Annotated in this window: 13 protein-coding genes and 1 tRNA gene; 4 read left to right on the top strand and 10 right to left on the bottom strand. The window is 69.0% G+C overall.

Features of this window, described 5'->3' with window-relative positions; genetic code table 11:
- Position 1: 1 nt before the first annotated feature.
- Entirely contained in the window at positions 2-1,534 is a 1,533-nt protein-coding gene (locus Q8S40_RS15420) for an EAL domain-containing protein (RefSeq protein WP_305671084.1), read from the top strand.
- Positions 1,535-1,550: 16 nt separating this feature from the next.
- Here the strand turns inward: Q8S40_RS15420 and Q8S40_RS15415 are convergent, their stop codons facing one another.
- The 5 genes from Q8S40_RS15415 to Q8S40_RS15395 form a co-directional block, all read right to left on the bottom strand.
- The gene (locus Q8S40_RS15415; RefSeq protein ID WP_304813569.1) at positions 1,551-1,703 is read right to left on the bottom strand and encodes a hypothetical protein; all 153 of its coding nucleotides are present in this window, start codon (positions 1,701-1,703) and stop codon (positions 1,551-1,553) included.
- A 50-nt stretch (positions 1,704-1,753) separates the two neighbouring features.
- A complete protein-coding gene (locus Q8S40_RS15410) occupies positions 1,754-3,034 on the bottom strand; it encodes a TRAP transporter large permease (RefSeq protein ID WP_305671083.1) in 1,281 nt (426 codons plus the stop codon).
- A 7-nt stretch (positions 3,035-3,041) separates the two neighbouring features.
- The gene (locus tag Q8S40_RS15405) at positions 3,042-3,587 is read right to left on the bottom strand and encodes a TRAP transporter small permease (protein WP_305671082.1); all 546 of its coding nucleotides are present in this window, start codon (positions 3,585-3,587) and stop codon (positions 3,042-3,044) included.
- Entirely contained in the window at positions 3,587-4,588 is a 1,002-nt protein-coding gene (gene dctP / locus Q8S40_RS15400; protein ID WP_305671081.1) for a TRAP transporter substrate-binding protein DctP, read from the bottom strand. The genes Q8S40_RS15405 and dctP overlap by 1 nt, the downstream gene beginning before the upstream one ends.
- A gap of 165 nt (positions 4,589-4,753) precedes the next feature.
- A tRNA-Val gene (locus tag Q8S40_RS15395) sits at positions 4,754-4,828 on the bottom strand.
- Positions 4,829-4,934: 106 nt separating this feature from the next.
- Between Q8S40_RS15395 and Q8S40_RS15390 the strand changes: the two genes are divergently transcribed.
- Positions 4,935-5,810 (top strand): N-formylglutamate amidohydrolase, encoded by an 876-nt coding sequence (locus tag Q8S40_RS15390; RefSeq protein ID WP_305671080.1) that lies wholly within the window; start codon positions 4,935-4,937, stop codon positions 5,808-5,810.
- 270 nt (positions 5,811-6,080) lie between these two features.
- Here Q8S40_RS15390 and Q8S40_RS15385 read toward each other — a convergent pair whose 3' ends face one another.
- The 5 genes from Q8S40_RS15385 to Q8S40_RS15365 form a co-directional block, all read right to left on the bottom strand.
- On the bottom strand, positions 6,081-7,205 hold the full coding sequence (locus Q8S40_RS15385; RefSeq protein WP_305671079.1) for a CaiB/BaiF CoA-transferase family protein: 1,125 nt from the start codon (positions 7,203-7,205) through the stop codon (positions 6,081-6,083).
- On the bottom strand, positions 7,205-8,368 hold the full coding sequence (locus Q8S40_RS15380; protein WP_371136840.1) for an acyl-CoA dehydrogenase family protein: 1,164 nt from the start codon (positions 8,366-8,368) through the stop codon (positions 7,205-7,207). The genes Q8S40_RS15385 and Q8S40_RS15380 overlap by 1 nt, the downstream gene beginning before the upstream one ends.
- Positions 8,369-8,421: 53 nt before the next feature.
- Positions 8,422-9,006 (bottom strand): LysE family translocator, encoded by a 585-nt coding sequence (locus Q8S40_RS15375; RefSeq protein ID WP_305671078.1) that lies wholly within the window; start codon positions 9,004-9,006, stop codon positions 8,422-8,424.
- 37 nt (positions 9,007-9,043) lie between these two features.
- Positions 9,044-9,400 (bottom strand): hypothetical protein, encoded by a 357-nt coding sequence (locus Q8S40_RS15370; RefSeq protein ID WP_304813557.1) that lies wholly within the window; start codon positions 9,398-9,400, stop codon positions 9,044-9,046.
- Positions 9,401-9,515: 115 nt separating this feature from the next.
- Entirely contained in the window at positions 9,516-10,982 is a 1,467-nt protein-coding gene (locus Q8S40_RS15365; RefSeq protein ID WP_304813555.1) for an amidohydrolase family protein, read from the bottom strand.
- A 97-nt stretch (positions 10,983-11,079) separates the two neighbouring features.
- On the opposite strand from Q8S40_RS15365, the gene Q8S40_RS15360 reads away from it, so the two are divergent.
- Together Q8S40_RS15360 and Q8S40_RS15355 are read left to right on the top strand one after the other, a co-directional pair.
- Positions 11,080-11,274: a hypothetical protein gene (locus tag Q8S40_RS15360; protein WP_305671077.1), complete on the top strand. Its 195-nt coding sequence runs from the start codon at positions 11,080-11,082 to the stop codon at positions 11,272-11,274.
- Positions 11,275-11,438: 164 nt separating this feature from the next.
- Positions 11,439-12,974, top strand: coding sequence for a hypothetical protein (locus tag Q8S40_RS15355; RefSeq protein WP_305671076.1), 1,536 nt, complete (start codon positions 11,439-11,441; stop codon positions 12,972-12,974).

Genomic DNA, 12,974 nt, shown 5'->3' with positions numbered 1-12,974 from the left:
CATGTCCCAGCCCCGCTCCTTCGCCGACCGCGAGCGATTCGTCGCCTTTGCCTTTGCCGCGGCGGACCTGTTGGTGGAGGTCGGCGGCAACGGGCGAATCGGCTTCGCCGCCGGCGCATTTCGCGCGCGATTCGGACAAACCCCGGAAAGCCTCATCGGCAGCGACCCGGTCCGCCTGATCGCGGCGGAGGACCGGGCCGCCTTCGCCACCGCGCTCGCGCTGCTGCCGGGCCGGGGCCGCCTGGCGCCAACCGCCTTCCGGCTGGCCGATGCCGAACGCACCCCCTTCTCCGTCTCCGGCCTGCATATCCTGTCCGCGGACACCCAGGCGCGGCTCTGCCTGTGCTTCTCCCCCCTGCCCGCACCGCCGGACCTGCGCCCGGCCGATGGCCCGGCCCTGCTGCGGGAGGCGGAGCAGAGGCAGCGCGCCGGCCTTGCGGACCGGCTGGCCCTGGTCGACCTTGGCAGCGCCTGTTCGGCCGCGGCCGAGACGCTGGAACGTGCGCTGCGCGAGGAGGCCGGCACGGAGGTACTGACCGCCGAACTCGCGCCCGGCCGCTACGGCCTGCTGCCCGGGGAGGGCCAGAAGCTCCCCGAACTCGGCGGGCTCGCCCGGCGGCTGGAGGAGCTTCTGGGCACCGAGGCCGGCAGCGTCGCCATCACCACCATCCCGCTTGCCGGTGACGGGCTGACACCGGCGCAGGCCGCCCGCGCCCTGCGGCACGGGCTCGCCACCTTCGTCCGCCTCGGCGCCACGGGAATCCGCAGCGCCGGCTTCGAGGATGGCCTGTCCGGCGTGGTGGCCAAGGTGACGGAACGGGCCGGCGTGCTGCGGCGCGTCATCGCCGGGCGTAAATTCCGCCTGGATTTCCAGCCCATCGTCCACCTCGCCAGCCGCCGCCTCCATCACCACGAGGCGCTGTTGCGGCTGGAGCCCGGCGTGCTGGCGCCCGACGAAGGGCCGCAGGAATTTGTCTCCCTCGCCGAGACGATCGGGCTGACGGAGGATCTGGACCTGGCGGTGGCCGCCATGACGATGGCCGCTTCCGCAGCCATTCCGGATGGGCGGCACCTGGCCTTCAACATCTCCGGCCTCTCCGCGCAGTCCGCCAGCTTCCGCCGGCGCCTGCACGCGCTGATGAACCGCGACCCGCGCGGCGCGAAGCGCGTGATGGTGGAACTGACCGAGAGTGTCGAAATCGAGGATGAGGCGGCAGCCTCCCTCATGCTGCGCAGCCTGCGCGAGCGGGGCGTGCCGATCTGCATCGATGATTTCGGCGCCGGCGCCGCGGCCTTCCGCTACCTCAAATCCTTCCCGGTGGATTTCGTGAAGGTCGATGGCAGCTATGTGCAGGCAGCACTGACCAGCGAACGCGACCGCAGCTTCGTCGCCGCCATGGTCGATCTGTCGCTGGCCGTGGGCGCCCAGGTGGTGGCGGAGCGGATCGAGACGGAAGAAGCGGCCCAGGTGATGCAGAAGCTCGGCGTGCATTTCGGCCAGGGCTGGCTCTTCGGCAAGCCAGGACCGCTGTGAGCCGGACGCCGCGGCGTCATTCGTCGCCGCCGCCGCCCGTGCTGGAATAGCCCGGCGCCAGACGGTTCGCATCGGGCACGCCGGCCGGCGGGCCGATCGGCGCGGCCCCACAGGCGGCGAGCCCGAAGGCGAGGCTGATGAAGGCGGCAAGGGGAGGGAAACGGGTCATGCGGGCATCTCCTTGATGCCCTTCAAACCCCCCGATGGCGGCCGAGTTCGTTACCCGCCGTAGCCCGCCACGCGCGGCAGCCACAATGCGATGTCGGGAAACGCGATCAGCATGGCCGTGCCGAAGGCCAGCATCAGCATGTAGGGCAGGATGGAACGGTTGATCTCGCCCAGCGGTGCGCCGGTGATGGCCTTGATGACCACCAAATTCAGCGCCACGGGCGGCGTGATCAACGCCATCTCCAGGCTCAGTGTCAGCAGGATGCCGTACCAGACCTTGTCGATCTCCAGCACATCGAGCAGCGGCAGGATCGCCGGCATGGTCAGCAGGATGATGGAAAAACTCTCCAGCACCAGGCCGAGCAGGAACAGCAGCAGCATCATCGCAATCAGGAAGCCGATGCGAGACAGGCCGAAATCCGCCACCAGCTGCGTCAGCTCCTGCGGCACGCGCAGCTTGGTCAGCATGTAGCCATAGATCGCCGCGCCGGCGATGATCAGCAGCAGCATGGCGGAGGTCCGCGTCGCCTCCTGCACCCCATGCACCAGGTCGCGCCAGGTCAGCGTGCGATAGATCAGCGCCGCGATCAGCAGGGCATAGAGCGTGCCGGTGCCGGCCGCCTCCGTCGCCGTGAACACGCCGAGATAGATGCCACCCAGCACGAAGATCGGCAGCGACAGCGACCAGCCGGCGCGGGCGAGTGCGAGATGCACCGCCTCCGGCACCGGCTCATCCTCCGGCACGCGGGCCTTGCCTTCGGTGATGAAGCAATAGGTGGCGAACATCAGCGCCATCAGCAGGCCGGGGATCAGCCCCGCCAGGAACAGCGCCGCGACGGAGGTTTCCGTCACATAGGCGTACAGCACCATGGGCGCCGAGGGCGGGATCAGAATGCCGAGCGTGCCACCGCCCGCCACCACGCCGAAGGCGCCCTTGCGGGACATGCCATAGCGCAGCATCTGCGGGATCGCGATCTTGCCGATGGTCAGCGCGGTGGCGACGGAGCTGCCGCTGATGGCGGCGAAGATGGTGCAGGCCGCGACGGTGGCGATGCCGACACCGCCGCGCACGCCGCGCAGCAGGGCGAAGGCGGCGTTGTACAGGTCGATCACGACCTTCCCGCGCACCATGATGTGGGCCATCAGCATGAACAGCGGGATGGCGACCAGCAGGTAGCCGTCCAGCTTGCCGATCACCATCTCGCCGACCGCCGGCACGCCACCTTCCACGAAGAACAGCACCGCCAACGGCAGCAGGAACAGCGCCGCGAACATCGGCATGCCGAACCAGAGAAGGGCGATCAGCGCGCCCAGCAGCAGGAAGAAGGTCACGCTTGGCTTACTCCGCCCGCGCCAGGGGGTCGCGTGGCATCTCGTCATTGTCCTGTGCCGGCAGATGGGCAGGCTCCGCCCCCATCAGCAGCAGCAGGGACTGGCAGGCGGCGACCAGCAGCAACAGCGTCGCACCCACCGGCATCAGCGCCTGGATCCACCAGACGGGAACGCCCTCAAGGTCGGTCATGATGCCGACCATGCGGCTGAATTCCACCATCTCGATCCCGGCCTGCAGCAGCAGCGCCGCCACCAGGGTGACCGAGAGCGTGCCGATCAGATGCACCACCCGCACCAGGCGCGGGCCGAGCCGGTTGCGGGCGATATCGACGCCGATATGTTCGAAGCGCCGCTGCGCTTCGGGCGAGGCCAGCATCACCACGCCCACCACCAGCCAGCCGGCCACCTTGTCCGTCCACGGCTCCGGCTGGCCCAGCAGGTAGCGCATGCCGACGGCGTAGCCGACCAGGGCGACGCAGCTCAGCGTCAGCACGCCACCCACCGCGCCGGCGAAGCGCGCCAGATAGGCGATGGCGCGCTCCAATTGCCGCATCAGGCGCTCGGGATGCTACGCAGCAGCTCAACGGCGCGGGGGCCGCCTTCCGGTGCCAGGCGGTTGAAGGCGGTGATCACCGGTGGCTGCATCGCCGCCTGCCAGGTGGCAGCCTCCGCCGCGGTCTGCTCATGGATGGTCATGCCGCGTTCGCGCAGCGTCACCAGCGCCGCCGTGGCGGTGTCCTCCGTGATCTGCATCTGGTCCTGTTCCGCCTTGCGGGCGGCGGCCTCGATCGCGGTGCGATGCGCCGGGGCCAGGCCGTTGAACCAGCGCGGGTTCACATAGACATGGCTGATGACGGAGAAGTACGGCGCGACGGTGCCGAATTTCTGGATCTCGTAGTAGCGGCGGGACACGGCGGCGGAGATATCGGTCAGCCCGGCATCCAGCACGCCGGATTGCAGCGCCTGGGACACTTCCGGCCCCGGCATGGCAGAGGGCGCGGCGCCGACGGCGGACAGCGCATGGTCGGTCAGGGCGTTCAGGCCGCGGATCTTGAGGCCCTGGAAATCCGCCAGCTCGATGATCGGCTTGCGGTTCGAGGTGAAGATGCTCTGCCGCGTGGTATACAGCCACATCAGGTTCACCACGGCGCGGCGGGCGAGCTGCGCTTCCAGGAACTTCGCGGCCTCACTGCCGGGGAAGCGGCGGATGCGGGCGAAATCGGTGAACAGGTAGGGGATGGTCGGCGCGTTCATCTCGGGGATGGTGGTGCCCCACTGGAAATTCACCGCCGCCGCCGCCTCGAAGGCACCACGGGCGACGCCGGGGAAATTCTCCCCGGCCCGGGCGAGCTGTTCCGCCGGGAAGACCTGCACCTCGACCTGGCCGTTGCTGCGTGCCTTCACATCCTCGGCGAAGGCCGCGATGACCCGGGCATTGTGGTGCGAGGGCGGAAATTGATGCGACAGGCGCATGGTGACCGCCGCCTGCGCGGCGGCGAGGCGCGGCAAGGCCGGCGTGGCAAGTGCGGCGGCAAGCAGGTGGCGGCGGCGCATGGTGAAGATCCCCCGATTGATTTGGCCGGATGGCAGAACGGGGGCGGACCATGACCGCAGAGCGTTACGCCGGTCAACCATCCGGCGCGGCAAATGACGATGCCGCGTTGCGGATCGTCATGCTTTGGCGCCGGCCAGATAAGCAGCAATCAAGGAAAGGCTGGATGGTGGGCGCGACAGGGATTGAACCTGTGACCCCCGCCGTGTCAAGGCGATGCTCTACCGCTGAGCTACGCGCCCATCCAGGGATGCGTGAGATAGCCAAGCCCGGTCCGGGACGCAACCCCGCGGAGAGAATGATGTGGGATGACAATGCGCCCCCCGCTGTGGCTTGATCGCGGCAACGATGGACCTGCCTCTTCCCGCCACCTCCCTGACGCCGGAGCTGCCACCTTTCGAGGTGGCGCGACCGGAACGGCAGACCGTGCCCCTGGTCTTTGCCTCCCCGCATAGTGGCGCGCATTACAGCGCGGCCTTCCTGGCGGAGGCGCGGCTGGATGCCATCGCGCTGCGCCGCAGCGAGGACAGTTTCGTCGATGAGCTGTTCGCCGCCGCCCCGGCGCATGGTGCGCCGCTGCTGACGGCGACCTTCCCGCGGGTGTTCTGCGATGCGAATCGGGAGCCGTGGGAGCTGGACCCCGGCATGTTCGATGGCCCCCTGCCCGCCTGGGTGAACAGCGCCAGCCCGCGCGTCGGCGCCGGGCTCGGCACCATCGCCCGCGTGGTGGCCAGCGGCGAGCCGGTCTATCGCCACAAGCTGACCTTCGCCGAGGCGGAGGCTCGGGTGCGGCGCTACTGGCAGCCCTATCACGCGGCGCTCGCCGGGCTGATCGCGGAGACGCGCGCGGCCTTCGGGTACTGCCTGCTGATCGATTGCCATTCGATGCCGGCGCATCCCGCGCATGGCGCCAATCCAGCGGATTTCATCCTCGGCGACGCGCATGGCACCGCCTGCGCGCCGCGTGCGACGCGGCTGGTGGAGGAAACGCTGGGCGCCATGGGCTACCGCACCCGCCGCAACGACCCCTATGCCGGCGGCTACATCACCCGCCATTACGGCCGGCCGCGGGAGGGTGTGCATGCGCTGCAGATCGAGATCGCGCGCGGCCTGTACATGAACGAGACGCGGGTGGAACGGGCGCCGGGGATGCAGGCGCTGACGCGCGACATGAGCCGGCTGATCGCGGCGCTGGCCCGCGCGGATTGGAGCGCGCTGCGTTAGGCCGAACCCGGACGCTCCAGACCGCCAGGCAAGGCGCGGGCGAAAAAAAAGGCGGTCCCTTGCGGGACCGCCGAGTTTAGGGAGGAAACGTCCAAGAAAGACAGACAACCCGGCAACGCCGTGTTGCTGCGATGCACAATCTAGATCGAGGCACCGGGTCCCGCAAGAGGTTTTTTGCAGTGCAGCATGATCGAAATGCTGCATTGCACCCATGCCGGTCACGCATGGTTTGACATGCCAGGCGCACACCAGCGGCAGGTCTCACCCATCTCAGCCCGGCGCGAATTCCGCGCGAATCGCGGCACTCTGCGCGCCGAGCGCCGGCACCGGGCCATACTGCCGCTGCGCGCCCGCCAGCCGCGCCGCCGGTGCCGCCACCGGCACCGGGCCGCCCGGCGTATCCACCACCAGCCGCCGCAATGCCGGGTGGGATGCCAGCTCCGCAACGCCATTGACGAAGCCATAGGCGATGCCGGCCGCGTTCAGCCGCGCCGCCGCCGCATCGCCCGTCAGCGTGGCGAAGGTCTTTGCCACATGGGCATCGACGGCGGGGCGGTTGGCCACGCGTTCATTGTTGCTGCGCCAGCCTGGCTCGGCCGGCAGGCCGGGCTGGTCCAGGAAGCCGCCGCAGAAGGCCGCCCATTCGCGTTCATTCTGGATCGAGATCAGCACCAGCGCGCCGTCGGAGGTGGCGAAGGCGCCGTAGGGGCAGATGGAGGGATGCGCCAGGCCAACCCGTGCGGGCGCCTTCCCGGTGCCCTCGAAGTACAGCAGCGGCACATTCATCCAATCCGCCATGCCGTCGAACAGCGACACGGCGATGCCGGCGCCCTGGCCGGTGATGGACCGAGAAATCAGTGCCTCCAATACGGCGGCATGGGCATTCATGCCGCAGGCGATATCGACCACGGAAACACCAACCCGCCCCGGCCCGGCGGGATGGCCGGTGATGGAGGCCAGTCCCGATTCCGCCTGCACCAGCAGGTCGTAGGCCTTCATCGCGGCGTAGTCGCCTTCCTCCCCATAGCCGGAGATATCGACGGTGATCAGCCGCGGATGCCGCGCGCGAAGGTCGGCGCTGCCGAAGCCGGCCCGCGCCATGGCGCCGGGGGCGAGGTTCTGGATGAACACATCGGCCTTCGCCAGGATCTTCCCGAGAAGCGCCTTGTCGGCGGGGTCCTTGATGTCCAGCACCAGGGATTCCTTGCCCCGGTTGAGCCAGACGAAATAGCTGCTTTGCCCCGCCGCAGCGGTGTCGTAGCCCCGCGCGAAATCGCCCTCGGCCCGCTCGATCTTGATGACGCGGGCGCCGGCATCGGCGAGCTTCACGGAACAGGTCGGCGCGGCGACCGCCTGTTCCATCGAGACGACGAGAAGGCCTTCGAGCGGGCGCATCAATAGCTCCGCGGCATGCCGAGCACGTGTTCGCCGATATAGGACAGGATCAGGTTCGTGCTGATCGGCGCCACCTGGTACAGCCGCGTCTCACGGAATTTCCGCTCGATGTCGTATTCCTCGGCGAAGCCGAAGCCGCCATGGGTGTTCACGCAGGCCTCGCCGGCGGCCCAGCTCGCTTCGGCGGCCAGCATCTTGCCCATATTGGCCTCCTCGCCGCAGTTCTCGCCGCGCTCGAACTTGGCCAGGCCCTTCTGCACGATGGCCTCCGCCGCGCGCATCTGGGCATAGGCCTTGGCGATGGGGAACTGCACGCCCTGGTTCTGGCCGATCGGGCGGCCGAACAGCACGCGTTCCTTGGCATAGGCGGCAGACCGCGCGGTGAACCACTTGGCGTCGCCGATGCACTCGGCCGCGATCAGCAGGCGCTCGGCGTTCATGCCATCCAGGATGTAGCGGAAACCCTTGCCCTCGGTGCCGAGCAGGTTCTCCGCCGGGACCTCCATGTTGTCGAAGAACACCTCGCAGGAATTGTGGTTCATCATGGTGCGGATCGGGCGGATGGTGAGGCCCTTGGCGGTCCGCATATCCACGATGAAGGTGGACAGGCCCTCGGTCTTCTTCGCCACCTGATCGCGCGGCGTGGTGCGCGCCAGCAGCAGCATCAGGTCGGAATGCTCGGCGCGGCTGGTCCAGATCTTCTGGCCGTTGATAACGTATTTGTCGCCCTCGCGCCGCGCCGTGGTGCGCAGCGCGGTGGTGTCCGTGCCGCTCGTCGGCTCCGTCACGCCGAAGGCCTGCAGGCGCAGCTTGCCCTCCGCGATGGCCGGCAGATACTGCGCCTTCTGGGCCTGGCTGCCATGCCGCAGGATGGTGCCCATGATGTACATCTGGGCGTGGCAGGCGGCGCCGTTGCAGCCGCTGGCCTGGATCTCCTCCAGGATCGCCGCGGCGCCCGACAGGGGCAGGCCGGCGCCGCCGAATTCCTCCGGGATCAGCGCGGCCAGGTAGCCGCTTTCGGTCAGCGCATCGACGAATTCGGTGGGATAGCCGCGCCGGCTGTCCAGCTCCCGCCAATACTCGCCCGGGAAGCGCGCGCAGAGCTTCCGGACTTCCTCCCGGATCTCGGCATGCGGATCGGTGGCGGACTGGTGCATGTCCATTCGCTGGTTCTCCCGGTGCTGCCGCCGGGATTAGGACGCTGCGGCGCGGACGTCTACCGGAGCATGGGTATCAGGCTCGCCACCAGCAGCACCGCCATGGTGACGTTGAAGACCCGCAGCCGGCCCGGGCTGTGCAGCAGGCGGCCGGCCGAGACGCCGATGCCCGCCCAGACCAGCAGGCACGGCATGGTGATGGCCAGGAAGACCAGGGAGATGGCCAGCACCTGCGGCAGCATCGGCTCCCCCGGCCTGGTGAAGGCGGGCACCACGGCGGCGGCGATCATCCAGGCCTTGGGGTTCACCCATTGGAACAGAGCGCCGCCGATGAAGCCCAGGGGCGGCCGGGCCGGTCCTGCCTCCGGCGGCGGCGCGGTGGCGATTTTCCAGGCGAGCCACAGCAGCCAGGCCGCGCCGGCCCAGCGCAGCACCTCATGCAACGTGCGGCTGGCCAGCAGCGGCCCGGCCAGGCCGAGGCCCACCAGCAGGATCATGCCGCCAAAGCCGAAGGTGACGCCCAGCATATGCGGCATCACCCGCCGCAGCCCATGGCCGGCGGCGGCGGCGGCGACCATCAGCACATTCGGCCCCGGCGTGACCGAGGAGGCGATGGCGAAACCGAGGAGCGGCAACCAGTCCATGCCCGGATCGTGGCAGCATGGCTGACCCGATGAAAGCTCAGTTGGCGGATAGCGCCATGCGCACGGCGATGGACTGCACCACAAGCCCGTCATGCCCCAGTTCCACCGTCGCGGTCAGCACCTGGTCGTCGCTGCGGCGGCTGCGAAAACGGCAGGATTCGGCAATTGTCACCTGCCGCACCGCCTCGCACTGGAAGCCGTATTGCCGGAGCAGTTCCGCCAGCGGCCCCAGATTGCTGCCCGGCGGATGGGCGGCCAGCAGGTCCTGCTCCAGCCGCTCCGCGCCGGTCCGCGGTCCGGCCTTCACATAGGGCTCCATCCCCGGACGCGCGGTGAAGCCGCCGCTGAACATCTGTGCGCCGAGCGCCAGCGCACCCAGCAGCAACGCCGCCACGATCAGCGCATTGCGCGCCGTGCGCGGATGGGGCTCTGGCAGGCCGGTGGCTGGTGGTGCCCTGTCATTGGCCGGCGCTGGCTGGTACCAGGCGCGCGGCCGCGGCGTGGCCGGGTCAGGCGCGATGGCGCGTCACCAGCCGGCCCGGCTTTTCCCCGGTGGCCCCACCCTGTTCGCCGTAGCCGGCGCGGAACGTCGGCACGCCATTGGCCCAGACTTCCTCGATGCCGATGGAGGGCAGGGTCGGCGTCTCGAAGGTCGCCGCGTCGATCACCGTGGCGGGGTCGAACAGCACCAGGTCGGCATAGGCGCCCTCCGCCAGCACGCCGCGATCGACGATGCCATAGGCCTCCGCGCAGCGGCCGGTCATCTTGTGCACGGCCGTCTCCAGCGAGAACAGGCCGACATCGCGGACATAATGCCCAAGCACGCGGGGGAAGGTGCCCCAGAGGCGGGGATGCGGGTGGGCATCATGCGGGATGCCGTCCGAACCGATCATGGACAGCGGATGCGCCATGATCCGCCGCACATCCTCCTCATCCATCTGGAAGCTGATCTGGCCGGCCGGCGTCAGGCGTTCCGCGGCGGCCTTGATGTCGCTGTTCCAGCCGCGGGCGATGTCGTGCAGGTATTTGCCGGCCATCTCCGGGTGCGGCACGGACCAGGTGATCATCACCTTCACATCGTCACGGAGGCGATCCGGCATCAGCACGGTGGAGCCGGCCGGATAGGGGTAGACGTCGTACGCCACCTCCTGCGTGCGGGCATATTCCGCGATCAGCGGCAGGGTCTGGGTGGACCGGCCGAAATTCTCGGGCAGCGAGCATTTGTGGTGGCTGATCTGCACCGCGACGCCGGCATTCTTGCCGATCTTCATCGTCTCCTCGATCGAGGCCAGGACACGGTCCGCCTCGTCGCGCATATGGGTGGAGTAGAGGCCGCCGGTGGTGCGCAGCGCCTCCGCCACCGCAATCACCTCCTCCGTCGTCGCATGCTTGTTGGGGTCGTAGTACAGGCCGGTGGAGAAGCCGGAGGCGCCTTCCGCCAGCGCCTGCTTCAGGCGCTGGTGCATGTGGTGGATCTCGCGGTCATTCGCGGGGCGGGCGACATCGCCATCCATCGCCTCGACCCGCATCGTCTGGTGGCCGACCAGCGCGTAGGTGTTCACCTCGCTGCCCTGCCGGCGCAGCGCCTCGGCATAGTCGCCGAAATCGCCGAAGCGCCACCAGCCCTCCGCGCCGATCAGGTCCAGCGGCGGCGGCGGCATGCGCTTGAAGCGGGCGGGAGACAGGCTGACGCCGCAGCAGCCGACCACCACGGTGGTGACGCCCTGGCTGGTCTTGCAGGTGGTGCATTGCGGGCCGCACAGCACGGCGCGATCGTCATGGGTGTGGGCATCGATGAAGCCCGGCGCCACGGCGCGGCCGCTGGCCATCACCTCCCGGTCCGCCGTCGCGCCGCCGAGGTCACCGATGGCGGCAATGCGGTCGCCCTTCACGCCGATATCGCCGGTGCGGCGCGGGGCGCCGGTGCCGTCGATTAACGTGGCGTCGCGGATGATGAGGTCGCAGCGGAGCGCCATGCGTCGGGTTCCTTCAGGTCTTTAGGCCGGGACGATCATGCCAAGGCACGGGGCATCGCGAAAGGGAGCCAGACCCGGCACCGCGCGTTCAGGCCGCATGACCCAGGACAAACCAGAGCTTCCCACCGGCGCCACCGAGCGCATGAACAGCGCCGACCCCGCCAGCAAGGACACCGCCGCCAAGGTGCAGCAGGGCGGGACGACGCGGAATCCGGACGCCAAGGTGCCGTCCGACCTCTACCCCGACCCGCCGGGGGTGACGGACCAGACCAAGGGCGCGCCGGACGACTGAATCCGCGGATACGGGAAGCAGGGTCAGCCCGCGGCGCCGGCGCGATTGCCACTGCGGAACCATCCGCGCCGCCTTGAAACCGCGGCGGGTGCGGCGGCGTTGCCTGCCGCGACGCCGGCCTTCGCGCCCCCATCAAGGACCCCTCGTTTCACGGAGAACCCGGGATGACCCAGCCACGCTGCCCGCACCGCCCGTCCCGTCGCATCGTCCTGGGCGGACTGGCCTCCACCCTGCTGGCAGGCACCATGTTCTCGGGTCGCGAGGCGCTGGCCCATACGGAGACCGGCACAACCCGCCTGCGCGCCACGCCACGCTTCGACCCCGCCTATATCCGCGGCGCGCTGGAGCCCTTCGGGCGCATGGCGATCTACAATGGCGATCGCCTCACGCTGCCGATGATCGACCTGGCCTTCAGCAAGGAAGCGGCGATCCCGCCGCATCTCTGGGGCATGCTGTATGATGGATGGCAGGAGAACATGCAGGCGGAGGGACTTTCCGTCTTCCTGCAGGGCTATGAGCAGCGCGGGCCGGAGAATGCCCGCAAGCGCATCTACATGACCGCCACCACGCCGGACCTGTACCATAAATACCACGCGGCAAAGGTCGCCCGCTTCCTCGACAGCCTGTTCGACAGCGAGAACGCCGGCAAGCCGCTGATGCGCAGCTATTACGACAGCTATTTCGATTTGTACTGGGACCTGCATCTCGGCGTGCGCGGCGATGACATTCCGCAGGAGGTGCGCGACCTGGGCGCCAGCTTCAACGCCGTGATCGGCTTCTGGGACCCGCGGACGCCCGAGGTGTACGAGAACTACATGCGGGTCCGCGCCCTGCGCGCCACGCTGCGGGACTGGATCGATGCCCGCGTGCAGGACGTGCTGGAACGCCGCGTCGACACGCCGGAATCCACCTTCGTCCATTACTGGCTGGTCAATGGCGAACAGGGCGAGAATTTCCGCCGCGAGGACATCGTCTTCGAGTGCTTCCACAACTTCCTGGCCTTCAGCCAGTGGGGCAACACCCTCTACAACATCATGGCCCGGCTGGAGCGCGACCAGGGCGACCGCAGCGTGCAGGACTGGTTCCGCCGCACCATGGAAGGCAACCCGGATGAGGCCGGCGATGGCCCCTTCACCCCGCTCGACCGCATGGTGATGGAGTTGTTCCGCACCATCCTGCCCAACACCGGCAGCCTGTCCACCATCGCAGGCCGCGGCGCGGCGCCGGAGACCAGCTTCATCCTGCATCCGCACCCGGAGCCGGGCCAGGACCCTCGCCACTGGCCGGACCCGGAGGCCTTCAACCCGGACCGCTACCTCGGCACGCCAACCAGCGCCCAGGTGACAGAGGAAGCCTGCCGCGCCAGCATCTTCGCCCGCTGCCCCTTCAGCATCACCGCCGCGCCGCTGCGCGACGGGCGCCAGGGGCAGATCAGCAATAGCGGCTTCGGCACGGTGCAGGCGGAGGTGGAGGGCCGCACCTACCCGCTGGTGGATCATGCCGGCTACGCCCCCTTCGGCTTCGGCTATCGCCGCTGCGCCGGGGAAACGCTGACCGTGGATCTGTTCAAGGACGTGCTGCGCCGCATCTGGCGCGATGGCATCCGGTTCGAACGCACCGGGGACCAGGAGGCCGAGCGCCTGCCGGTCGGCCCCGGCACCGTCATCTCGGACGACATCCGCTTCGCCCGGGCGGCGTGA

This window comes from Falsiroseomonas sp., from assembly GCF_030695085.1.
Classification (GTDB): Bacteria; Pseudomonadota; Alphaproteobacteria; order Acetobacterales; family Acetobacteraceae; genus Falsiroseomonas.
The sequence above is the reverse complement of the archived record's forward strand: the minus strand, read 5'-3'. Positions and strand labels throughout refer to the sequence as shown.